At 70.4% G+C, this 23,214-nt stretch carries 21 protein-coding genes; 10 read left to right on the top strand and 11 right to left on the bottom strand.

What is annotated here, in order from left to right; genetic code table 11:
• Positions 1-217: 217 nt before the first annotated feature.
• From ACWCWD_RS01060 to efeU, 4 genes are all read left to right on the top strand, one after another.
• Positions 218-427: a hypothetical protein gene (locus tag ACWCWD_RS01060; protein ID WP_450769202.1), complete on the top strand. Its 210-nt coding sequence runs from the start codon at positions 218-220 to the stop codon at positions 425-427.
• 495 nt (positions 428-922) lie between these two features.
• On the top strand, positions 923-2,065 hold the full coding sequence (gene efeO / locus ACWCWD_RS01065) for an iron uptake system protein EfeO (protein ID WP_450769203.1): 1,143 nt from the start codon (positions 923-925) through the stop codon (positions 2,063-2,065).
• A gap of 105 nt (positions 2,066-2,170) precedes the next feature.
• The gene (gene efeB / locus ACWCWD_RS01070; RefSeq protein WP_450769205.1) at positions 2,171-3,412 is read left to right on the top strand and encodes an iron uptake transporter deferrochelatase/peroxidase subunit; all 1,242 of its coding nucleotides are present in this window, start codon (positions 2,171-2,173) and stop codon (positions 3,410-3,412) included.
• Between the two features lie 54 nt (positions 3,413-3,466).
• Complete coding sequence (efeU, locus tag ACWCWD_RS01075) at positions 3,467-4,333, top strand: iron uptake transporter permease EfeU (RefSeq protein WP_450769206.1); 867 nt, start codon at positions 3,467-3,469, stop codon at positions 4,331-4,333.
• Positions 4,334-4,430: 97 nt separating this feature from the next.
• Here the strand turns inward: efeU and ACWCWD_RS01080 are convergent, their stop codons facing one another.
• Positions 4,431-4,799 carry a BlaI/MecI/CopY family transcriptional regulator gene (locus ACWCWD_RS01080; protein WP_450769207.1) on the bottom strand — a complete coding sequence of 123 codons (369 nt, stop codon included), beginning with the start codon at positions 4,797-4,799 and terminating at the stop codon, positions 4,431-4,433.
• Positions 4,800-5,261: 462 nt separating this feature from the next.
• Here ACWCWD_RS01080 and ACWCWD_RS01085 point away from each other — a divergent pair, with 462 nt between their 5' ends.
• Positions 5,262-6,197, top strand: coding sequence for a M48 family metalloprotease (locus ACWCWD_RS01085; protein ID WP_450769208.1), 936 nt, complete (start codon positions 5,262-5,264; stop codon positions 6,195-6,197).
• Between the two features lie 29 nt (positions 6,198-6,226).
• Here the strand turns inward: ACWCWD_RS01085 and ACWCWD_RS01090 are convergent, their stop codons facing one another.
• The 3 genes from ACWCWD_RS01090 to ACWCWD_RS01100 all read right to left on the bottom strand — a co-directional run bounded on the left by ACWCWD_RS01090 (position 6,227) and on the right by ACWCWD_RS01100 (position 8,518).
• Positions 6,227-6,871: a DedA family protein gene (locus ACWCWD_RS01090; RefSeq protein WP_450769209.1), complete on the bottom strand. Its 645-nt coding sequence runs from the start codon at positions 6,869-6,871 to the stop codon at positions 6,227-6,229.
• Between the two features lie 109 nt (positions 6,872-6,980).
• Positions 6,981-7,817, bottom strand: coding sequence for an undecaprenyl-diphosphate phosphatase (locus ACWCWD_RS01095; RefSeq protein ID WP_450769211.1), 837 nt, complete (start codon positions 7,815-7,817; stop codon positions 6,981-6,983).
• Positions 7,814-8,518 (bottom strand): phosphatase PAP2 family protein, encoded by a 705-nt coding sequence (locus ACWCWD_RS01100; RefSeq protein WP_450769212.1) that lies wholly within the window; start codon positions 8,516-8,518, stop codon positions 7,814-7,816. Before ACWCWD_RS01100 ends, ACWCWD_RS01095 begins: the two co-directional genes overlap by 4 nt.
• A 120-nt stretch (positions 8,519-8,638) precedes the next feature.
• On the opposite strand from ACWCWD_RS01100, the gene ACWCWD_RS01105 reads away from it, so the two are divergent.
• Positions 8,639-9,025, top strand: coding sequence for a BlaI/MecI/CopY family transcriptional regulator (locus ACWCWD_RS01105; protein WP_450769213.1), 387 nt, complete (start codon positions 8,639-8,641; stop codon positions 9,023-9,025).
• Positions 9,026-9,040: 15 nt separating this feature from the next.
• Complete coding sequence (locus ACWCWD_RS01110; protein WP_450769214.1) at positions 9,041-9,970, top strand: M56 family metallopeptidase; 930 nt, start codon at positions 9,041-9,043, stop codon at positions 9,968-9,970.
• Positions 9,971-10,130: 160 nt separating this feature from the next.
• On the opposite strand, the gene ACWCWD_RS01115 is transcribed toward ACWCWD_RS01110, so the two are convergent.
• Positions 10,131-11,600: a non-reducing end alpha-L-arabinofuranosidase family hydrolase gene (locus ACWCWD_RS01115; RefSeq protein WP_450769216.1), complete on the bottom strand. Its 1,470-nt coding sequence runs from the start codon at positions 11,598-11,600 to the stop codon at positions 10,131-10,133.
• A 584-nt stretch (positions 11,601-12,184) separates the two neighbouring features.
• On the opposite strand from ACWCWD_RS01115, the gene ACWCWD_RS01120 reads away from it, so the two are divergent.
• From ACWCWD_RS01120 to ACWCWD_RS01130, 3 genes are all read left to right on the top strand, one after another.
• Entirely contained in the window at positions 12,185-13,645 is a 1,461-nt protein-coding gene (locus ACWCWD_RS01120) for an endo-1,4-beta-xylanase (protein WP_450769218.1), read from the top strand.
• A gap of 220 nt (positions 13,646-13,865) precedes the next feature.
• A complete protein-coding gene (locus tag ACWCWD_RS01125) occupies positions 13,866-15,401 on the top strand; it encodes a glycoside hydrolase family 43 protein (RefSeq protein ID WP_450769219.1) in 1,536 nt (511 codons plus the stop codon).
• Between the two features lie 162 nt (positions 15,402-15,563).
• Entirely contained in the window at positions 15,564-16,568 is a 1,005-nt protein-coding gene (locus ACWCWD_RS01130) for a LacI family DNA-binding transcriptional regulator (RefSeq protein ID WP_450769220.1), read from the top strand.
• 13 nt (positions 16,569-16,581) lie between these two features.
• On the opposite strand, the gene ACWCWD_RS01135 is transcribed toward ACWCWD_RS01130, so the two are convergent.
• From ACWCWD_RS01135 to ACWCWD_RS01160, 6 genes are all read right to left on the bottom strand, one after another.
• Positions 16,582-17,469, bottom strand: coding sequence for a CocE/NonD family hydrolase (locus ACWCWD_RS01135; RefSeq protein ID WP_450769661.1), 888 nt, complete (start codon positions 17,467-17,469; stop codon positions 16,582-16,584).
• Positions 17,358-18,266 carry a CocE/NonD family hydrolase gene (locus ACWCWD_RS01140; RefSeq protein ID WP_450769221.1) on the bottom strand — a complete coding sequence of 303 codons (909 nt, stop codon included), beginning with the start codon at positions 18,264-18,266 and terminating at the stop codon, positions 17,358-17,360. The genes ACWCWD_RS01135 and ACWCWD_RS01140 overlap by 112 nt, the downstream gene beginning before the upstream one ends.
• 104 nt (positions 18,267-18,370) lie before the next feature.
• Positions 18,371-19,870, bottom strand: a complete 1,500-nt coding sequence (gene arfA / locus ACWCWD_RS01145; protein ID WP_450769223.1) for an arabinosylfuranosidase ArfA — start codon at positions 19,868-19,870, stop codon at positions 18,371-18,373.
• 100 nt (positions 19,871-19,970) lie between these two features.
• Positions 19,971-20,864 carry a carbohydrate ABC transporter permease gene (locus ACWCWD_RS01150; RefSeq protein ID WP_450769224.1) on the bottom strand — a complete coding sequence of 298 codons (894 nt, stop codon included), beginning with the start codon at positions 20,862-20,864 and terminating at the stop codon, positions 19,971-19,973.
• The gene (locus ACWCWD_RS01155; protein WP_450769226.1) at positions 20,864-21,886 is read right to left on the bottom strand and encodes a carbohydrate ABC transporter permease; all 1,023 of its coding nucleotides are present in this window, start codon (positions 21,884-21,886) and stop codon (positions 20,864-20,866) included. Before ACWCWD_RS01155 ends, ACWCWD_RS01150 begins: the two co-directional genes overlap by 1 nt.
• Positions 21,887-21,896: 10 nt before the next feature.
• The gene (locus tag ACWCWD_RS01160; RefSeq protein WP_450769228.1) at positions 21,897-23,189 is read right to left on the bottom strand and encodes an extracellular solute-binding protein; all 1,293 of its coding nucleotides are present in this window, start codon (positions 23,187-23,189) and stop codon (positions 21,897-21,899) included.
• Positions 23,190-23,214 lie beyond the last annotated feature (25 nt).

Raw genomic sequence — 23,214 nt, forward strand, 5'->3', positions numbered from 1 at the left:
CTGTCCGGAGGAGGACAGTGCTCAGTCGGAGGACGGCGTTCATTAAGATCGTTCATTAAGATATAGCGCAATGGCCGGGTCGGAACAAGATATATCGCGTCTTGGGTGAGGGTGTGACGGTCGCGGTTCTCCGCCTTGCGGTGCGCCGCACCGGACACGGCCCGTCGATCCGACGCGAACGGTCGGCCTCGCGGATCCCGCCCGATGGCAGGAGCAGGTGCGCGACTGCGCCCGCTTGGCACGGCAACTCCTGCTGGATCACCGGGACATGGCCAGGATCTCCATGACCCTCGTCCCCTTCATCACCGAACTGCTGCCCGCACGTCGAAGCCGCGCCGGCCGTCTTCCGTGCCGCCGGTCTGCCCGACCGCATCGCGGCCGGGGCGGCCGGCGTCATCTCCACCTGCATCAAGGGCTTCGTCCTTGAGAGGTTCGACGTCGGCCTGGAGGTCGTCCTGAGGGGCCTCGTGGGTTACCCGCCGGCCCGGAAACGGAGTCGGGGCTCTCAGGGGTGGGCCGTGTCCGGCCGTTCCCGTCGCACGGCTCACCCACGTATCGTCTACAGTTCAGTAGACCAGCGGTGTCGATAGCTGCCCCGGGACCGGTCGGCGCAGGCTGCGGAGCCTCGCCCGCGACGGTTCGAAGGGTGTCGACTCCACTGTGAGGCATGCCCTGTTGGGGAGCGGCAGGCTCTATACCACATGATGCTTTGCCCTCCCTTGACTCCGCCTGGGGCAAAGCGTGGTAAACCGCGCGTTCGTTGGCGAGTCGAGAGCCCCAATGAGGTGCATGTCACAGGAGGTTGGGCTCATCGGGGTCGATTTCGAGGGCTAAGTTAGGTCAGCCTCACCTCACGGGATCGCCGATTCGGATCCGGGACGCGGGCACCGATCGACCTTTCCCTGAACCCAGGAGGCCCGAGATGCGTACCGTCCGTCTTTCCGCCATGACCGTGACCGCCGCCGTGGTCGGCCTGGCCGCCCTCACCGGTTGCACGGAGAAGAGCGACGCCAAGGCCGACGGCGGGCAGACCGTCAAGGTGACCGCGAGCGACAGCGCTTGCGAGACCTCCTCGACGTCCGTGGCGGCGGGCAAGGTGGTGCTGGACATCAAGAGCACGGGTTCCAAGGTCACCGAGGTGGAGATCCTCTACCCCGACGGGCGGATCGCCGCGGAGCGGGAGAACATCGGGCCCAGCACCTCCCACAAGGTCACCGGTGAACTCAAGGCCGGCTCCTACGAGGTGGCCTGTGTCCCCGGCATGACCGGCAAGGGCTTCCGGCAGCCGCTCAAGGTCACCGGCACCTCCGCGGCGAAGCGCGACCCCGAGGCGGACAAGGCGGTCGCCGCCTACCGTGCCTATGCCCAGGAGCAGGCCGACGAGACCCTCCCGAAGGTCAAGGTCTTCACCGACGCCGTGCAGGCCGGTGACCTGGAAGCGGCGAAGAAGGCGTACGCGCCGTCCCGTCTGGGCTGGGAGCGGACCGAGCCGGTGGCCGAGTCGTTCGGGGACATCGACCCGCTGGTCGACACCCGTGCCGACGGGCTGGAGGACGGTCAGAAGTGGACCGGCTGGCACAAGCTGGAGAAGTCCCTCTGGGAGGACAAGAAGATCACCGACGACGACAAGAAGCTGGCCACGCAGCTCCTGAGCGACCTGACCGACTGGCAGAACCGCGTCGGCAAGGCGGAGATCACGCCCGCCTCGATGGCCAACGGTGCCAACGACCTGCTCACCGAGGTCGCCACCGGCAAGGTGACCGGCGAGGAGGACCGCTACTCGCACACGGACCTCGTCGACTTCAAGGGCAACATCGAAGGCGCCGAGAAGGCGTACGACCTCCTCAAGTCCACCGCGGCCAAGAACGACGCGGCCCTCACGGCCGAGCTGGACACCCAGTTCGCGAACGTCGACAAGCTCCTCGACCAGTACCGCCAGGACCCGTCGTCGTACGACTTCGTCTCCTACGACAAGGTCTCCACCGCCGACCGGAAGAAGCTCTCGGACGCCGTGAACGCCCTGGCCGAGCCGGTTTCCAAGCTCGCCGCGGCCGTCGTCAAGTAGGGGCGGCGCTCCGCCACCCGTACCACCTCGTGCCGGGCGCGCCAGTCGCGCACGGCACGTGAACCGAAGCAACACGGGCCCCCGGGCCCCGCGAAAGGGTTGGGCATGACCGAGGACGAGAGTACGTCCGTCTCTCCCTCCCGGCGGGCGCTGCTCGGCTGGGGCGGCGCCGGCCTGGTCGTCGGCGCCGCCGCGGCGGGCGGTACGGCGGCGCTGGCCGCTTCCCGTCCGGCGGGCGACGACGCCGGGAGCGGCGCCGTGCCGTTCCACGGGGCGCATCAGGCCGGGATCGCGACCCCGGTCCAGGGCAGGCTCCATTTCGCCGCGTTCGACGTGACCACCGAGGACCGCGCCGCCTTCGTCCAGCTCCTCAAGGACTGGACGCAGGCGGCGGCCCGGATGACGCAGGGCCGGACCGTCGGCGAGGGCGCCTACGGCGGCATACCGGAGGCGCCCCCGGACGACACCGGTGAGGCGCTCGGGCTGGAACCGTCCCAGCTCACCCTCACCATCGGGTTCGGCCCTTCCCTGTTCGCCAAGTTCGATCTGGGCCGTCAGCGGCCCGACGCGCTCGCGGACCTGCCCAAGTTCGTCGGGGACCAGCTCGACCCCGCGCGCAGCGGCGGCGACCTGTGCGTCCAGGCGTGCGCCGACGATCCGCAGGTCGCCGTGCACGCGATCCGCAACCTGGCCAGGATCGGCTTCGGCAAGGTCGCCATCCGCTGGTCCCAACTCGGTTTCGGGAAGACCTCGTCGACCACGCCCGACGCGCAGACCCCGCGGAACCTCTTCGGGTTCAAGGACGGCACGAGCAACATCTCCGGCACGGACACCGGGGCGCTGGACCAGCACGTCTGGGCGGGCGGGAAGGACGGCGCCCCCTGGATGGCGGGCGGCTCCTATCTCGTGGCCCGGCGCATCCGGATGAACATCGAGACCTGGGACCGCACTCCGCTCGGCGAGCAGGAGGACGTCTTCGGCCGCGACAAGAAGGTGGGCGCCCCGGCGGGCAGGACCACCGAGCGGGCCACGCCGTTCCTCAAGGGCATGAAGCCGACCGCGCACGTCCGGCTCGCCCACCCCGACAGCAACGGCGGCATCCGCATCCTGCGCAGGGGCTACTCCTTCACCGACGGCACGGACGGCCTCGGCAGGCTCGACGCGGGCCTCTTCTTCCTCGCCTACCAGCGGGACCCGCGCAAAGGCTTCGTACCGCTCCAGCGGGAGCTGTCCCGGCACGACGCGCTCAACGAGTACATCCAGCACGTCGGTTCGGCCCTGTTCGCGATCCCGCCCGGCGTCCGCGACACCCACGACTGGTGGGGCCGCACGCTGTTCGACACCTGACCACCTATCAGGCCCCACCATGAAGACCACGGAGAACAAGAAGGTGACGACGGCATGTTCGGCAACTATCTGATCGGGCTACGAGAGGGCCTGGAAGCCAGTCTGATCGTCTGCATACTCATCGCCTACCTGGTGAAGACCGGCCGGCGGGACGCTCTGCGGCCCGTGTGGACCGGCATCCTCGTCGCCGTCCTGATCGCGTTCGGCTTCGGCTGCGCGCTCACCTACGGGTCGCAGGAGATGACCTTCCAGGCGCAGGAGGCCCTCGGCGGCTCGCTCTCCATCATCGCGGTGGGCCTGGTGACCTGGATGGTGTTCTGGATGCGGCGCACCGCCCGTCACCTCAGGACCGAACTGCACGGCAAGCTCGACGAGGCCCTCCGGATGGGCACCTTCACCCTGGTGGTGACCGCCTTCCTGGCGGTCGGCCGGGAAGGGCTGGAGACCGCGCTGTTCGTCTGGGCCTCCGTCCAGGCATCCAGCGACGGCACCCACCGCCCCCTGATCGGAGTGCTCCTGGGGCTCGCCACCGCCGTCGTCATCGGCTACCTGTTCTACCGCGGCGCGGTGCGGATCAACCTCGCCAAGTTCTTCACCTGGACCGGCGGGATGCTCGTCGTCGTGGCCGCCGGGGTCCTCGCGTACGGCGTGCACGACCTCCAGGAGGCCGACTTCATCGGCGGGCTGAACAGCCTCGCCTTCGACATCCACACGGCCGTCCCGGTCGACAGCTGGTACGGATCGCTCCTCAAGGGCATCTTCAACTTCCAGCCCGACCCGACCGTCGTGCAGGTCGTCGTCTGGGTCCTCTACCTCGTCCCGACCCTGGCGGTCTTCTTCGCCCCGGCCGGCCCGTCGCGCTCCGGCGGAAAGAAGGAAGAGGGCGCCGGCGCCGGAACGGAACGTACCGCGAAGGCGTGAGCCGTACGGACGAGAGCGCCGGGCGGCTCTCCCGCGGCGGGCACCGAGGTGCGCCGCACGGGGAAGCCGCCCGGCGCTTCCCCGTGGAGCGGACGGCTCAGGCGTCCTCGTCCAGCAGGCGCCTGAGCTCCGCCTCGTCCTGCGGACTGAGGCCGTCGACGAACCGGGCGAGCACCGTGCTGCGATCGCCGTCCTGGTCGAGTTCCCGGTGCATGCGCCGTGCCGTCAGCCCGTGCGAATCCTCCAGCGGGAAGTACGCGTACCCGCGGCCCGCCGGAGTGCGCCCGATGACGCCCTTGTCGTGGAGCCTGGCCAGCAAGGTGGCCACCGTGGTCCGCGCGAGCGGCTGCGGCATGGCCGTCCTGACCTCGGCGGCGGTCTGCGGTTTCTCCGAAGCCCAAAGCGCGGCGAGAACGCTGCTCTCGAGCTCACCCGCCGGCCGGCGTTCGCCCTCGGTGTCCGCCATGGCACTGTCCTCTCCCCGAAACGGTCTGCTGGTGCCGTGACCGGCGCGGCCGCCCCTTCGGGCGCGACGGCTGTCCGGTCCCGTCGCCTTCCGGGCCCGGGGGCCGCATCGGTCGGCAGTCGTCGACGTTCCCATCTTCTCCCATGGCTGTTCCCGGCACGGTCCCTGCCCCGGCTCGGTCTTTGCCCCGGCAGGCGGGCAGTGTGGGCAGCGCCCCGGGGGAGGCGGCGTCGGGGCAGGCGGCGTTCCGGCCGGACGAATGCTCGCGGTGGGCGACTGTGCGGGCCGGGCGACTCGGCGGGGCAGGTAACTTGAGGTGCGACGATCGCAGGGCCGAACGGACATCCGGACACGGCCCGGTGGAGCGGACGGGGCATGTCGTCCGGACGGTCGTCGACGACCGATCAATCCGGGCACACGCGTGACACACGCGTGAGGTCCTGCCCTACCGAAGGACGACAGGTGCTGACTCCACTGTTCGTTGTGCCGCTCCTGCTGCCGTTCCTGCTGGGGCCGGCCGCGAACCGTGTGATGGCGTGGGCCCGCCCGGCCACCGCACTGTGGATCCTCACGGCGGGTGCGCTGGCGCTCGCCGTGGCGAGCGTGGTGTCCCTGGGCGCCCTGAGCCTGACCGGCCTGCTGCTCATACCCGTGTTCGCCCGGATGGGACACCTCGTCCACCCGCTCTGCACGCCCTCGCTGCCCATGGTCGTCGGCGCGGCCGCGGTGTCGTCCGGGACGCTCGCGGTCGGCGCCTTCGCCCTCGGACGGGCCGCCGTCCGGCACGGGCGCTCGCTTCGGGCGGCCCACCGGCAGGCCGCGTCCCTTCCGATGGCCGGTGACCTCTGCGTCGTCCACTCTCCCCACCCCGACGCCTACGCGCTGCCCGGCCGCCCGAACCGCATCGTGGTGACGACCTCGATGCTGCGCACCCTTCAAGCCCCGGAGCGGGAGGTCCTCTTCGCGCACGAACGCGCCCACAACGCGGGGCGGCACCACTACTTCCTCGCCGTCGCGGAGATCGCCGCCCACTGCCATCCCGCCCTGCGCGCCGTGCGCAGGGCGATCCGGCTCTCCGCCGAGCGGGCGGCCGACGAGGCGGCGGCGCGGGCGGTCGGGGACCGCAAGCTGGCCGCCCGCGCCGTGGCCCGTGCCGCGCTGGCCGGACAGAACGGCCGTGGCTCCACGCGCCCGTACCTGGCTCCCGGGGTGACATCCGGTCCGGTACCGCGACGGGTCGCCGCCCTCCTCGCGCCGCCGTCGCATTCCGCGCTCCGGCCCAGGTCGTTCGCGCTCGTCGTCGCCGTGGCCGCGTTGCTGTCCGCGGGAGTCACGGTCACGGGCCTCGCCCACATGAGCCACGAGGTGGGCGAGGCCCGGGGCACGGTCGCCCGCTGAGACCGACGCCCCCACGGCCCGCCAGGGTGCTACCGGCCGCCCGCGCGCCCGGCCCGGCCGGTCCGCCGTGCGCGCAGGTACTCGAAGGCGATCGGCACGACGGAGACCAGGACGATGGCGATCAGGATGAGCTCGATGTTCGCCTTGACGAAGGCGACCTGTCCGAGGAAGTAGCCGAGCACCGTGACACCGACTCCCCAGATCGTGCCGCCGACGGCGTTGAATGTGACGAACGTCCGGTAGTCCATGGCGCTGACCCCGGCGACGACCGGCGTGAACGTGCGGACGACCGGCACGAACCGCGCCAGCACGATCGAGCGGGGACCGTACTTCTGGAAGAAGGCGCTCGCCTTCTCGACGTTCTCCTGCTTGAACAGCCGGGAGTCGGGGCGGCGGAAGAGCGCCGGTCCGGCCTTGCGGCCGATGAGGTACCCGGCCTGGTCGCCCAGGACGGCGGCGACCGCGACGAGCAGGCAGACGAGCCAGAGCGGCTGGGTGAGGTACTCGTTCCCGGCCACCAGGAGCCCGGTGGTGAACAGCAGGGAGTCTCCCGGCAGGAAGAAGCCGATCAGCAGACCGGACTCGGCGAAGACGATGGCGAGGATGCCGATGAGTCCGAAGGTCGAGATCAGGTAGTCGGGGTCGATCCAGTGCGGGCCGAGGGCCAGTGCCATGGTCACTTTCCTGGGTGCTGGGTGCTGGGTGCTGGTGCTGGGTGCTGGAGGGTGGGGAGGTGCCGACGCGGATCGCGCGTGCGCAACGGGTGTCGGACCGGTCGTCGGATCAGGCGTGCAAGGCCCCCGCGCCCAGCAGGGCGAACAGGAGCAGGCCGACGACGACGCGGTAGACGACGAAGGCGTTGAAGCTGTGCCGGGCGACGAACTTCAGCAGCCAGGCGATGGACGCGTAGGCGACGACGAAGGAGACCGCCGTCCCGACGACGAGGGGGGCGACGGCCGTGCCCGTGCCGACGGCGTCCTTGAGCTCGTAGAGACCGGCTCCGGTGAGGGCGGGAATCCCGAGGAAGAAGGAGAGCCGGGTGGCGGCCACACGGTCCAGGTCGAGGATGAGCCCGGTGGACATGGTGGCGCCGGACCGGGAGAAGCCGGGGAAGAGCAGCGCGAGGATCTGCGAAGAGCCGACGAGCATGGCGTCCCTGAACGTGGCGTCGCTCTCACCGCGCCTGTGCCGGCCCATCTGGTCGGCCGCCCACATCAGCGCGCTGCCCGCGATCAGCGAACCGGCCACCACCCAGAGCGAGGCGAGCGGACCGTCGATCAGCGGCTTCGCCGCGAGGCCGACGACGACGACCGGGACGGTGGCGCAGATCACCCACCAGGCGAACTTGTAGTCATGGTCGTGACGCTGGTCACGGTGGCGCAGCCCGCGTCCCCAGGCACCGACGATCCGGACGATGTCCTTGAAGAAGTAGAGAAGGACCGCGGCGATGGCGCCGACCTGGATGACGGCGGTGAAGGCGACGACGGAGGCGTCGTCGACGGGGATGCCCATCAGCCCCTCGGTGATCTTCAGGTGGCCGGTCGAGGAGACGGGCAGGAACTCCGTCACCCCTTCCACCACACCGAGGATCGCAGCTTGTCCGATGCCGATGGCGCTCACGTGAGCCACCTTTCGTCCGAGGGAAGGGGGACGGCGCGGGCCGCTGCCCGCTGCCGCCGCAGGAGTACGAGGAGTGCCGCCGACGCCGTCCAGCAGGCGGCGAAGAGCCAGCCCGCCACGACGTCGGTCGGCCAGTGCACGCCCAGCCAGACACGGCTGAGGCCCACCGCGAACGCCCAGACCGGGGGAGCCGCGAGCAGGACGGACCGGCCCCGGCCGTGCACCCTGCGGTGTACGGCGAAGGCGAGCAGCACTCCGACCACCAGGGAGGTCGTGGTGTGCCCGGAGGGCAGGGACCAGCCGCTCGCCGAGGCCGCCCAGTCCCCGGCCGGCGGCCGGGGCCTGGCCACCGCCGTGGCCAGAGCGATGCGCGGAAGCTGCGCCGAGCCCAGGGCGAGCAGCCCCGCCGCGGCGCCCCGCCACACCGAGGTGCGGTGCGCCAGGGCTCCGGCCAGGGCCGCCAGCGCGTAGGCGGGCACGCCGCTGCCCGTCACGGTGACCGCGTGGGCCGTCCGCCGTACCCACACCGGCCGGTGCTCCAGTGCCCAGTCGTGGACGGCGGTGTCCGCGGCGAAGGGCGCGGGGTGCACGGCGACCGCGACGACCAGAGCCGCCAGCAGGACCGCGCAGACCACGGCGGCGGTCGCCGCCGTCCGCCGGGGGCCCCGGAGGGGGAGGCGGTGGGCAGACGGAGGGGGCATGAGGCATCCTGTGGAAGGGCCCGGCTCGGGAAGAACGAGCGGCGGGGCCGAGCGGGCACTAACTTCTATTCGCGAATAGAAGTTAGTGAGACTCTAGACCATCGAGGCGGGAAGACGGCGTTGGGCGATCAGCAAGAGGTGGTCGGGGTGGGCGGCGGACGCCGCGCGAACGGTGCGCTGGAGGCCGAGATCCTCGCGCTGCTGCACTCCGCCGAAGGCCCCCTGACACCCGGTGACGTGGTGACCGGACTGACCACCCCGCTCGCCCACACCACGGTCGCCACCACGCTCGCCCGGCTGCACGGCCGGGGCGTCCTGGAGCGCTCGCGGCGAGGACGCAGCTACGCCTACGCGCCGGTCACCGACGAGTCGGGGCTGACCGCCCGGCACATGCACAAGGTCCTGGAGGCGGGCAGCGACCGTGCCTCCGTGCTCTCCCACTTCGTGGACGAGCTGTCCGACGACGACGAAGACCTGCTCCGCCGTCTGCTCGCCGGCGACGAGTAGCGGAGCCGCACGCCGATGCGACTGGCCGTCTACGTACCGCTGCTGCTCCCCGTACTCGCCTGGGTGTGCGCGGGCCCGCTGGCCCGACGGCTGGAACCCCGGCTGGCGACCTGGCTGCTGACCGTCTCCGGGCTGCTGCTCGCCGCGTCGAGCACCGCAGCTCTCGGGCTGCTCGCCCTCGCCGGGCTGGTGCGGCTCCCGCTCGTCTCCGCGCTCAAGGGGTACTCACCGCAGGTGATCGCCCACCAGGACCCGACGGCCTGGCCCGCGACGGCCGTGGGAGCCGTACTGCTCGCGGGCGCGGCGGCGGCCACCCTCCGCTTCGCCGTCCGGCGGGTCAGGGCGTTGTGGGCGGCCGCCCGGGACGCGGCCTGCCTGCCCGGCCGGGACCCCGTCGTCATCACCGACGACCAGCGGGCCGAGGCCTACACCGTGCCCGGCTTCCCGGGGCGCATCGTGATCTCCCACGGCATGCTCGCCGCCCTCGACCCGGCCGGCCACGACATCGTCCTGGCCCACGAGCGGGCGCACCTCGAACACCACCATTACGCGTTCGTCGCCCTCGCCCAGATTTCCGCCGCCGCCAATCCGCTGTTGCGGCCCCTGGCCGCGTCCGTCGCGTTCACCGTCGAGCGATGGGCGGACGAGAGCGCCGCCCGGGAGACCGGCGACCGGCGCGCGGTCGCCGAGACCGTCGCCCGGGCAGCGGTGGCGACGAAGCGCAGCCACGCCCGCCGGCTGCCCGCGGCCGCCCTGGGCGTCCTGGGACACCGCCCGGCCCCCGGCATGGTGCCGCGCCGGGTCGCCGCCCTGCTGAACCCCGCCCCGCGCAGCCCGGCACACCTCCTGGTCGCCGCGGTCGTCCTCGTCGTCGTGAGCGGCCTGGGCCTCCTGGACGCCACCCACGACCTCCACGCGTTCCTGGAGTTCGCGGAGATCCGCTGAGGCGGGGCGCGCGTACGGGGGCCCCGCGTACGACCACGTGGGCCCGCCGGTACGACGACATGGACCCCGCGTACGACGTACGCGGGGCCCATGTGGGGGCAGGGGAGGCGGGGAGGGCACGACCGGCCCGGTGCGTGACCGAGCCGGTCGCGCCGCCCGGTCAGTGCTGCAGTGTCAGCAGACCCGGACGGTACGGCAGGAGGCCGTAGTCGCCGCCGGAGCTGGGGCTGCGGCCCTGGTAGAGCAACTGCAGGTTGCAGGGATCGACGGTCATGGTCTGATCGGCGCTCGTGCGGATCAGTTCACCGTGGCTGATGTCGTTGGTCCACGTGGCACCGCTGTTGGCCTTGCCCGCGAACGGGTTGCTCTCGGTCGCGGCCTGGGGTGTCCACGACCCGTTCAGGCCGGTGGCCGTGAACGAGCGGAAGTAGCGGCCCTGCGAACCGATCGCCTCGACGATCATGAGGTACCGGTTCTGGCCCTGCAGCTTGTAGACCTGCGGCGCTTCGAACAGGTTGTTCGTCGAGTCGCTCATGACCACGGTGGAGGACGACCCGAAGCTGCCCGGGAAGTTCCCGATCGGCATGGAGGCCCGGTAGATCTTGCCGTTGTCGCCGGCGAAGAACAGGTACATGTTCGTCCCGTCACCGATGATCGTCTGGTCGATGGGTCCGGTTCCGGAGTCGCTGATGCTCCCGGAGAAGAGCACCTGCGGGGACGACCAGCCGTTGGGGTTGGTGGGGTCGCTCGACGTCCGGTAGGAGAAGGCGGTCCCGCCCCACTGGTAGGTGAGCACCCAGATGTTCTTCGGCGCGAAGTAGAAGAGCGTGGGTGCGACGGTCGCGGACGACATCGTGTTCTGGCCGGCCGACGCCATGTCCGACCAGTTGGTGAACGGGCTGAAGTTCATCGAACCCCAGCTCGACCCGGTGTCGTGCGTCGTCGCGTAGACGAGCTGCTTGCCGTTGTAGGGGACGACCGTGAAGTCCTTGAGCGAGGCCCACCCCTGCTTGGGCTGGGCCAGAGCGCCCGTCGACGCCCAGCGGTAGGCCGAGGGAAGGTCGCACGTGCCGGAGGTCTCGCCGCCGCCGACCTTGACCAGCTTCCACTGCTGGTTGGTGCCGCCCCAGTCGTCGTACTGGACGACGTTCGCGTTGTCGGCGGTGGAGGCGCCCTGCACTTCGAGGGCCTTGCCGCTGTGCCGCGAGATGAGCCGGACGTAGCCGTCGGAGCTGTCGGCCAGCTTCCACTGCTGGTTGGTGGCGTTCAGGTCGGTCCACTGGACGATCGAACCGCCGTTCGCGGTGGACCAGTTGTAGACATCGAGCACCTTGCCCGAGTGGACGGACTTGACGCGGTAGTAGCCGTCACCGGAATCGGTGAACTGCCACTGCTGCTGCTTCTGGTCGTTCCGGGTCCACTGGTCGATGCGGGCGCCGTCCTCGGTCGCCAGGTTGTAGACGTCCAGGGCTTTGCCGCTGTTGCGGTTGACCAGAACGTACGAGGCGCCGGAATCGACGGTCGCCGCATGGGCGGGCTGCGCACCGAGGAAACCGGCCACGAGCAACAAGGGTGCGAGGAGGGCGAGTAGGCGTTCCGGACGGACCGGGAACGCGTGGCGGAACCACATCGAAGGACCTCCTGGGAGGGGGGTGGGGTGAGACGACCCGACGGGCCGCGGTGCGAGGGTGCGGGAAGGCCGTAGCTTTTCGATAAGTTTCGCAAAAGCTCGGTTTCTCATGACGCCACAAGCTAGGAATGTGAGCGCTCGCAGTCAAGGTGTGCGGCAGATCTGTCTGCGACCGGATTCGCCCTGGAGCACTCGAAGTTGGCATCGAGCCATGTGATCAAAGCCCGGTAGTGGGGCCGGGTCGGCTACCGGTGGACATGCCGCGCGTCCGTGGGTGGGCTCACCTGCACCTTAAAAAGTTTCGCAATGTTAGCGCGCACAATTTCTGTGCGAGGTATTGACGAGCAACGGTCAAAACCTCAATCATCCCTGTCTGAGACGCCGGACGTGGTTCGGGACGCCCCACCGCGTCGGCACCGGCCGATCTCTGCCGCCCGGCAGATCCGCGCACAGCCGCACGACAGATCCGTGTACGACAGACCCGCGCATGCGCCGGCCTGCCCGTCCGTCGACCGGATGAGGGCGGACGACGCGGCGCCCCGCGCTTCGTCCCTTCCGGGATTTCCCACTTTGGAGGCACAGCCATGGGCTCCTACGCCCTCCCGAGATCCGCTCTCGGCCGGCCGCTCCGCGTTCTGCTGCCGGCGCTGCTCGTCGGCGTCCTGGGCGCGTCCGCCGCACTGGTCGCACCGTCGAACGCGCACGCCGCCGAGACCACGCTGGGTGCCGCCGCGGCGCAGAGTGGCCGCTACTTCGGTACCGCCATCGCCTCGGGCAGGCTCGGCGACTCGGCGTACACCTCGATCGCGTCCCGCGAGTTCAACATGGTGACGGCCGAGAACGAGATGAAGATCGATGCCACCGAGCCGCAGCGGGGCCAGTTCAACTTCAGCAACGCCGATCGCGTCTACAACTGGGCGGTGCAGAACGGCAAGCAGGTGCGCGGCCACACCCTGGCCTGGCACTCCCAGCAGCCGAGCTGGATGCAGAGCCTGAGCGGCAGCTCGCTGCGCCAGGCGATGAACGACCACATCAACGGTGTGATGGCCCACTTCAAGGGCAAGATCGCCCAGTGGGACGTCGTGAACGAGGCCTTCGCCGACGGCAACTCGGGCGGCCGCCGCGACTCCAATCTGCAGCGCACCGGCAACGACTGGATCGAGGCCGCCTTCCGCACCGCGCGCGCCGCCGACTCGTCCGCCAAGCTCTGCTACAACGACTACAACATCGAGAACTGGAACTGGGCCAAGACCCAGGGCGTGTACAACATGGTCAAGGACTTCAAGTCCCGCGGCGTGCCGATCGACTGTGTGGGCTTCCAGTCGCACTTCAACAGCGGCAGCCCCTACGACAGCAACTTCCGCACCACCCTGCAGAACTTCGCCGCCCTCGGCGTCGATGTGGCCGTCACCGAACTCGACATCCAGGGCGCCTCGGCCACGACCTACGCCAACGTGGTCAACGACTGCCTGGCCGTCTCGCGTTGCCTCGGCATCACCGTCTGGGGCGTGCGTGACTCCGACTCCTGGCGATCGGGGGACACACCGCTGCTGTTCAACAACGACGGCAGCAAGAAGTCCGCCTACAGCTCCGTCCTCGACGCACTCAACAGCGGCTCGTCCGGCGGCGGCGACGACGGCGGCGACGGCGGCGACGGCGGCCGGAGCGGACAGCTCAAGGGTGCCGGTTCGGGCCGCTGCGTGGACGTGCCCAACTCCGCCACCGCGGACGGCACCGCGGTCCAGCTGTACGACTGCCACAGCGCCGCCAACCAGCAGTGGGAGCTCACCTCCGCCGGTGAGCTCCGGGTCTACGGCAACAAGTGCCTGGACGCCGCGGGCAGCGGCAACGGCGCCAAGATCCAGATCTACGGCTGCTGGGGCGCGGACAACCAGAAGTGGCGCCTCAACTCCGACGGGTCCGTGGTCGGTGTCCAGTCCGGACTCTGCCTCGACGCCGTGGGAGCCGGCACCGCCAACGGCACCCAGCTCCAGCTCTACACCTGCTCGAACGGCAGCAACCAGCGCTGGACCCTGTCGTCCTGACAGGGGCCGCCGCCGCCCTCCTCTTCCGAGGGGGCGGCGCTGACCGCCCGGAGGGCCGCCGCCGTCACGGCGGCGGCCCGTGCCGAGTGGACCGCCGTCCCGCCCGCGAAGTCGCCCCCGGGGCATGGCACGCGGAGCCCGGGACGGACGGACGAGCGAGAACCGAACCGCCGCCCGGACTCGCCCCACGGCGCTGGGCGGGTTGAAGGGATGCGTTTCTGTGCACCTGTACGACAACCCGGTGATCAGCGGGTTCCACCCCGATCCGAGCGTGTGCCGGGTCGGTGACGACTATTACCTGGTGTGCTCCAGCTTCGAGTACTTCCCCGGGCTGCCGCTCTTCCACAGCAAGGACCTGGTGCACTGGGAGCAGATCGGCAACGTGCTCGACCGGCCCGGACAGCTGCCGCTGCCCCTCCCCGGCGCCAAGGCGTCCGGGGGCCTCTACGCCCCCACGATCCGTCACCACGACGGCCGTTACTGGGTGATCAACACCAACATCGACGGGGGCGGAAACTTCGTCGTCTCGGCCGAGCGGCCCGAGGGGCCGTGGAGCGACCCCGTGTGGATCGACCTGTCGGGGATCGACCCCGACCTGGCATGGGAGGAGGACGGTACCTGCTGGTGCGCCTTTTCCGGCCCCCGAGGGGGCATCAACACGGCCAGGATCGACCCGGTCGCGGGCGAGGTGCTGGAGGGGCCCTTCCCCACCTGGTCGGGCAGCGGCCTCAAGTTCCCCGAAGCGCCGCACCTCTACCGCATCGGCGACTGGTGGTACCTGCTGATCGCGGAAGGCGGCACCGAACGCGGCCACAGCGTCTCCGTCGCCCGCGGCCGCTCGCCGCGCGGCCCCTGGGAGGGCGCACCCGGCAACCCCGTGCTGTCCCACAGCGGCACCGCCCGCTCCATCCAGAACACCGGCCACGCCGACCTGGTGCGGGCCCCCGACGGCAGTTGGTGGATGGTACTGCTGGGCGTCCGCCCCCGCGGCTTCACGCCCGACGTGCACGTGCTCGGCCGCGAGACGTTCCTGACCCCCGTGGAGTGGGACGAGGACGGCTGGCCCGTCGTCGCGCCGGTTCCCGAGAGCCACGCGGCCCCGGGCGGTGCCTGGCACCCCGTACCGGCCCCGCCCGCCCGCGACGACTTCGACGCGGACGTCCTCGCGCCGCACTGGATCTCGCCGTTCGCCCGCCCGGAGGGCTCCTGGTCACTCACCGAGCGACCGGGCAGGCTGGTCCTCCATGCCACCGGCCCCACCCTGGACACCCCCGGGTACACCTTCGTGGGCCGCCGCCAGCAGCACCACGACTGCCGCGTCAGCACCCTGATCGACCCGGGCACGGGACGCGGGGGACTCTGCGTACGCCTGGACGAGGCCCACCACTACGAGCTGGAGGCCGGGGACGCGGAGGTCTCCGTCGTCGCCCGGATCGGGCCACTGCGCCAGACCCTGGCCCGCAGGCCGGCCCCGGCCGGGCCGCTGCACCTCACCGTGACGATCCGGACGTCCGGCCTCGTTCCCGCGTCGCCCCACCTCACCGACGGCGGCACCACGGGCCCCGACACCATCGCCTTCTGGCTCGGCGATCCCGACGCCCCCGGCGCCCGTCCGATCGCCGAACTGGACGGGCGCTACCTGTCCACCGAGGTCGCCTGCGGCTTCACCGGCAGGGTGATCGGCATGTACGCCACCCAGGGCTCGGTGGCCTTCGACTGGTTCGAGTACGTCCCGGCCCCGACGCCGTCCGTGTGACGCCCGGTGCGGGCGGACAGCGCACCCCCGGGTGCGTCCGCCCGCAGTCCGCCCGACCCCGCCCGAAGCGCTTCCCCGGCCCCCGGCGGGCCCCTTCGGCGGTTGGGCTAATCTTTCCCCATGCCGCCTCGACCAGCCGGATCACGTCCCACACTGTCCCTGGTGGCCCAGACCGCCGGCACGAGCATCCCCACCGTTTCCAAGGTGCTGCGAGGCGGAACCGACGTCTCGGCGGAGACCCGCGCGAAGGTCATGGAAGCCGTGCGGGCCGTCGGCTACACCCGCCCGTCCGGGGCCAGGGGCGACAACGTACGGGACGAGAGCGGCCTCTCCCAGGCGCTCGACCTCGTGGTCACCCACTTCGAGGGATCGTGGGCGAACCTGCTGATAGCCGGCGTCGGACGCGAAGCGGCGGCGGCGGGGACCGACGTCGTCCTGACACTCGCGGAGCCGCACAGCGACTGGGTGTCGCGGTTGCTGAGAAGGCGCACCATCGGCGTGATCGGGACATTGGTCGATCCCGCGTCGCGTCAGTTCGGCGCACTCTTCGCCGCGGGCGTCCCCGTGGTGCTCATCGACCCGATGAGCACACCCCCCTCGGGGGTGGCGAGCATCGGGGTGGCGAACTGGGAGGGCGGCCGCATGGCAGCCGAGCACCTCCTGTCCCTCGGACACGCGCGGATGGGGGTGGTCGCAGGTCATGCACGCCACCTCTTCAGCAGGGCGCGCGTCGACGGTTTCCGCGCGGCGGCCGACACCACGACCGTCGGCAGCGCCACGGTGTCGGTGACCCACGGCGGATGGAACCGTGCCAAGGCGGCGTCCGCCACCCACACCCTGCTCGACGGCGATCCGGGGATCACGGGCATCTTCGCCTGCGCGGACTCCATGGCACTCGGCGTCTACGACGCGGTGGCCGCCCGGGGCCTGCGGATACCCGAAGACATCAGCGTCATCGGATTTGACGACCTGCCCGAGGCGCAGTACATCACCCCCGGCCTGACGACCGTCAGACAGCCCAGCACCGAGCTGGGCGCCGCGGCCGTCAAGCGTCTGATCGAGCTCTCCCGGGGCGAGAACGCCGGCGCCCGGTCGCCCGCCCGCATGGAGCTGGCCACGGAGTTGGTCCTCCGCGCCTCCACCGGACCCGCCCCGCGCCGGGTCTGACCCTTCGCCCGCGTCATCGCGGTGGAGGCGTCACGACCTGGAGGACGAGGCGGCTGGGGCGGGCGGCGCCATGACGGATCGTGTACTCCGCCGCGGTGGGCTCCGCCGGCTCCCCGGACGGAGCGAAGGCATTGAGCCCGATGTCCCAGCGGGGCGACGAACTCGGCGCGATGTCCACACGCACCCGGTGGCCCGGCATGAAGGTGTGCGCCGTCGACCAGAGGTCCACGGTGAACTCGTGGTCCCGGCCCGGTTCCAACGGACGTCTCCCGCCCGCGCCCGTGACCGGGTCGACGGACCGCGCCGACCCCCGCTGCACGCCGTCGGTGACGACACGGCTGCTGCTGTCCGGGTATTCGTCGCACAGTCGTACGACCACATCCGCGTCCGTTCCGGTGGTCGCGAGGTGGACGACGGCACGGACCGCGCCCATCACCGTGAGTTCCGCGGTGAGCGGCGCGGTGCGCCACGAGGCCACGTCCTGCCGTGCCTCGATCGCCGTCTGCTCGGCGGGGCCCGCCTCGAACGGCCCGAACAGGAGTACCGCACCGCCGCACGTCGGCACCGCGGACGCGGGATCGCTGGTCAGCAGCCGTTCGCCGGTCCCTGCCGGCCCCGTCGTCAGCGTGCCGCCCTCGTCCAGGTGCAGCTCCAGCGTCCGCGTGCCGGGCGGGGGGAACTCCTCCAGCTCGATCCACCGGTTCGCGCCCATCAGGAACACGCGCACCGGCGGAATCTCCGCCGCACCCGCGCGCAGGATGGCGTCGAACCACCGTATGTGCTGATCGGTCAGGTCCCCGCCGGGGAGGCCGTCGGCGGACGCGCCCGGCCCGAAGTCCACACCGGCCGTCCGGCCCGAGAAGTCGTCGTGCGTCCAGGGGCCGACCAGAAGGCGGGGCAGCGGCCCGCCGGTCTCCTTCGCGCGGCGCACCAGCCGCCGTGGAGTTCCAGGGTCGACCCGAGGAACACGTCGAACCACCCGCCGGTCAGGAAGACCGGGACGTCGACCGCGTCGATCCGGTCGACGACCTTCCCCTCGCGGTGACGTGCCGACCCGAGCGGCTCCCGCAACCGGTCCAGACCCCACCCGACGATCGCCTCGACGTCCCGTCCCGCGTGCGGAGTTCCCGCCCGGAACGCGTCACGGCTCACGATCGCCCGCTCGGTCGCCTCCCACCGCGCCTGTTCGGCCTCTTGGCCATGGGCAGAACCGATGCGCGCGATCATGTCCGGGGCGATCGCGTAGTGCGTCCACGCCAGGGTGCTGCCGATCTCCGGCACCCCGCCGCGGAACCGGAAACCGTCGAGCGCCGACATCGCCGGCGTCATCGCGGGAGCGATCGCCCGCAGCGCCGGTGCGCCTCCCAACAGGGCGCTGACCTGGGTGTCCGAAGCGTAGGAGGCACCCCACATTCCGACCGTGCCGTCGCATTCGGGACGCGCCGCGAGCCACGCCACGGCGTCGGCGCCGTCGGCCACCTCCTGCGCGCAGGGGGCGAAGTCCCCTTCGGAGCCGAAGCGGCCCCGTACGTCCTGGAGCGCGACGAGGTAACCGGCGGCGACGAGGCGCCCGACGTCGAGCATCCCCTCCCGCTCCTCACGCGCCACGTCGTAGGGGTGACGGGTCATCAGGGCCGGCCACGGCCCGGTCCCGTGCGGAACCAGCAGGAGGGTGCGGAGACGGACCCCGTCGCGCAACGTACAAGCCACCTCGCGGCGGTCGGCACACGGGTCCGGCGGGGCACCTGCCGGACCCGTGTGCCGGTGGGCGGCCGGCTCCTGGACGCGCTTCATGCCCTCGCTCATCGCAGGGCGACCGCCGTCCACGAGGTCGGTGGCAGTTCGATGGTGAGCAGGCCGTCGACGAGTGCCGCGCCGGTGTTCGCGGCCGGGGTCACCCTGTCCTGGTGGGCGAGCGTGTTCTTGGCGTACACGTCCGAGTCGGCGAGCGTGACCGCCTCCGTGATGCGCGTGGAGCCGAGGCCGCGCACGTCGATCGTGACCTGCGCGGCTTCCGCCAGGTCACGGTTGACGAGGAAGACCGCGGCCCGGTCCTCGTCCACCGTCGCCACGGCGTCGACGACGGACGCCTCCCCGTAGCGTGCCGTCTCGTACGTCGGCGCCTCGATCCGCGGCCGGATCACCTCGCCCGAGGCCAGCCGGCTCGTGATCGAGAACGGGTAGAACGTCGTCTGGCGCCAGGCCGGGCCGCCGGGTTCGGTCATGATCGGGGCGATCACGTTGACCAGCTGGGCGAGCGACGCAGAGGTGACGCGGTCGCTGCGGCGAAGGAGAGTCATCAGCAGGTTGCCGACGACGACCGCGTCCGCCACCGAATAGGCGTCCTCCAGGAGCCGGGGCGCGTGGCGCCATTCGTCATGGGTCTTGTCGGACTCCTGGTGCTCCTTGAGGTACCAGACGTTCCACTCGTCGAAGGAGACGTCGATCTTCTTGGTGGAGCGCTTCTTGTGCCCCACGTGGTCGGCGGTCGCCACGACGGTGTCGATGAAGTAGTCCATGTCGGTCGCCGAAGCGAGGAAGGAGCCGAGGTCGCCGTCGTGCTCCTGGTAGTACGCGTGGCAGGAGATGTAGTCGACGTGGTCGTAACTGTGCTCCAGCACGGTGCGTTCCCAGTCGCCGAACGTCGGCATCGTGGATCCGGAGGAGCCGCAGACGACGAGTTCGAGGTCCTTGTCGGCCCTCTTCAGCGCTGCGGCGGTACGGGCGGCCAGCTTGCCGTAGTCGTCGGCCGTCATGAACCCGGTCTGCCAGGGCCCGTCCATCTCGTTGCCGAGGCACCACATGCGTACGTTGTGCGGTTCCGGTGTGCCGTTGGCGACGCGCAGGTCCGACAGGGCCGTGCCGGAGGGGTGGTTGGCGTACTCGAGCAGGTCCAGCGCGGGCAGGATGCCCCGGGTGGCCACGTTGACGGCCAGCATGAGCTCGGAGTCGGTGAGTCTGAGCCATCGGGCGAACTCGTCGAGGCCGACCTGGTTGGTTTCGAGCGAACGCCAGGCGAGGTCGCGGCGCACCGGGCGTCTCTCGCGCGGGCCGACGGAGTCCTCCCAGCGGAAACCGGAGACGAAGTTGCCGCCCGGGTAGCGGATGGTGGTGCTGCCGAGTTCCCGGACGAGTTCGACGACGTCCATGCGGAACCCGTCCTCGTTCGCGCTCGGGTGACCGGGCTCGTAGAGCCCGGTGTACACGCAGCGGCCGAGATGTTCGACGAATGAGCCGAAGGTGCGGCGCCGGACAGGGGCGACGACGGCCTGCCTGTCGAGTTCGATGTGGGCGCGAGGCAATGCGGAGGTCCTTTCGCGGGGATGGTGCGGGGCCGGGCGGATTCCGCCGGGCAGCGGCCCGCCCCCGCCAGCACGGTCCGGCGGGGGCCTGGTGGCGGTGTCAGCCCTTCACCGCGCCGGTGAGGCCGCCGACGATGCGCTTCTCGAAGACCGAGAAGAAGATCAGAGCGGGCAGCATGGCGAGTGAGGTGAAGGCGAGGACCTTCGCGGTGTCCGTCGAGTACTGGGAGGAGAACACCTGGACGCCGAGCGGCAGGGTGTAGTTCGCCTGCGCGTTGAGGACGTACAGGGGCAGGAGGTAGTTGTTCCAGCTGCCGACGAATCCGAGGATGCCGACGGTGACCACGCCGGGCAGCGACAGCGGGAGCACCATGCGGAAGAAGAATCCGAGCCGGCTCGTGCCGTCGATCGCGGCGGCCTCCTCGATCTCGTTCGGGATGGCTCTGAGGAACGGAACGAGGATGATCACGGTCGTCGGCAGGCCGAAGGCGATCTGCGGGACGATCACACCGAGCAGGTTGTCGACGAGACCGAGGTCCTTGATGACGAGGTACAGCGGCGTGATCGCGATGACCATGGGGAACATCAGGCCGGCGGCGAACAGGGAGTACAGCGCGCCCTTGAGCTTGAAGTCGTAGCGTGCGATCACGAAGCTGACCATCAGACCGAGGGCGACGATGCCCAGAGTGCTGGCGAGCGCGACCACCAGCGAGTTGGCGAACTCGCCCCAGAACACCGACGACTTCAGGATGCCCGTGTAGTTGCCGATCACCCAGGGGTGCGGCAGGGCCGCCGGATCGGTGGTGATCTGGGCGTTGGTACGGAACCCGCCGATGACGATGAAGAGCACGGGCGCGACGCAGACGCCGACGAAGAGCAGCGCGACGAAGTAGGTGACGGGGCCGCCCCACTTCCGCGACGTGTCGCGGCGGCCGGCGTGAGCCGTCGGCTCCGGCGCGGGGGAGGTCCGGGAGGTGGCGCTCGTCGCGCTCATCACAGGGTCCCTTCGGTGACGGCGCCCCGGAGATCCCGGCGTAGGACGGTCCGCTGGTAGATCAGCGCGACGACGAGCGAGATGACGAACATCACGACGGCGACGGCGCTGCCGTACCCGTAGTTGCCCGCGTTGCGGCCCTGGGCGAGCATGTAGACGGCCATGGTCGAAGTGCCCGTCGTGCCCGAGACGTACGGTCCCCAGATGATGTAGACGAGATCGAACAACTGCAGTGAGCCGATGATCGACAGGAAGGCCCAGATGCGGATCGTCGGTCCCAGCAGCGGCAGCGTGATGCGGCGCTGGATCTGCCAGAACGAGGCGCCGTCGATCCGCGCGGCCTCGAAGATCTCGTCGGGGATCGACTGCAGGCCGGCGAGCATCAGGATCACCGCGAAACCGACGTACTTCCACGTGATGATGGCCGTCAGCGTCCAGATGGCCAGGTCCGGATCGGCGATCCAGTCGGCCGCCAGGGAGCCCAGGCCGATCCGGTGGAGGAGGTCGTTGGCGGCTCCCTCGCTCTGGAGTATCAGGCCCCAGCCGGTGCCGACGATGATCTCGGAGATGATGTAGGGCACGAAGACCAGGACACGGATGGCCGAGCGGCCGCGGATCTTCTGGTTGAGCAGGAGGGCGAGGACGATCGCCAACGGACCCTGGATGACCAGTGAGAGCACCAGGATCAGGCCGTTGTGCCACAGGACGTCGTGGAACGCGGGGTCGGTGAGGATCAGCTCGTAGTTGTTCAGGCCGACCCAGTCGGTGGGTGCTCCGTAGCCTTTCCACCGGTAGAAGCCGTAGTAGCCGGCGAGCGCGACCGGGAAGATCACGAACGCCAGGAAGGTCATGACCGCCGGTGCGGAGAGGACCGCGATTTCGAGTCGCATCCTGCCACGGCCCCGGCGGTGCGCAGCCGCTCGCGGCGGAGCCGGGGGCACGGACGTGGCCGCGTCCCCGGCACCGTGCGTGCCCTGCGACTGGTGGCCGTCGGCCGTGTCAGTGCCCAGGGTGTCGCTCATGTCTGCTTACTCAGCCCTTCTCGGCGGCAGCTTCGACGTCCTCGACGATGTCGGAGGCGGAGCCCTTGCCGGCCATCAGGTTCACGACGGCGGTGTTCATGGCGTTGCCGACGTTCTGGCCGTACACGGTGTCGAGGAACTGCATGGAGTAGGCGGCCTTGTTGAAGGTCTCCAGTGCCGAGATGTTGTAGGACTCGGTGACGACCCCCTGGGCGGCCTTGTTCACCGGGATGGTGTCGAACGCCTTGGCGTACGCCTCCTGTTGCTCCTTGGTCACGACGAACTGGAGGAAGGAAAGGGCCTCCTTCGGCGCGTTCTCGGAGAGGGAGTATCCGCCGGCGCCGCCCATGATGGCGGTCGGGTCACCCTTGCCGCCGGGTACGGCGGGGAAGGGGAACCATCCGAGGTCGGGCAGCGGCTTCTTCTGCGGGGTGAGGTCCCTGACCACACCGGGTTCCCAGTTGCCCATGAGCTCCATGGCCGCCCGGTGGTTGGCGATCATGCCCGCCGAGGAGCCGGCGCCCTGCTGCGACGTCGCCGTCAGGAAGCCCTTCTGGAAGGGTTCCTCCTTCAGGAGTCCGGCCAGGTCTTCGCCCGCCCTGCCCCAGCACGGGTCGTCGAACGTGAGTGACTTGGCGGCCTTCTGCATCGTCTCCTGGCTGCACTCGCGCACGACGAAGTTGTAGTACCAGTGCGCGGCCGGCCAGGCGTCCTTGGCACCGACCGCGATCGGCGCGACCTTGATCGCCTTCAGCTTCGCGACGGCGTCCTCGAGTTCGTCCATCGTCGTCGGCGGCGAGGTGATACCCGCCTTCTCGAACAGGTCCTTGCTGTAATAGATGCCCTCGGGCTGTGTGTCGAGCGGCATCGCGTAGACCTTGCCGTCGAGCGAGACACCTTCGAGGGCCGCCTCGCCCACGTTCGCCCTGTCGGTGTCGGTGAGTTCCAGTGCCTGGATCTGCCCGGCCTCGGCCATGGCCTGCATCTTGCCGCCACCGCGCTGGAGGAAGATGCCGGGCGCGGAGTTCGAGTTGAGCGCGTTCTGCAGCTTGCCGTCGAGGTCCTCGTTCTGGACCGACTGGACCTTGATCGTGACGTCCGGGTGCAGGCCCTGGTACGCCTTCGCGGCGTCCTTCCAGTACTGCGCACCGCGGCCGTCCATCGCGTTCGTCCAGAGAGTCACCGTGCCCTGGCCGTTGGACGAACCGCCGCCGCCGTCGTCGCCACCGGCACAGCCGGCAGCGACGAGTGCGACGCACAAGCCGATCGCGGCAGCGCTCGCGCTGCGGGTTCTCCTCGTCATCGTGGGAACTCCTGATCTGTTGTCA

It is taken from the genome of Streptomyces sp. NPDC001493, assembly GCF_053597235.1.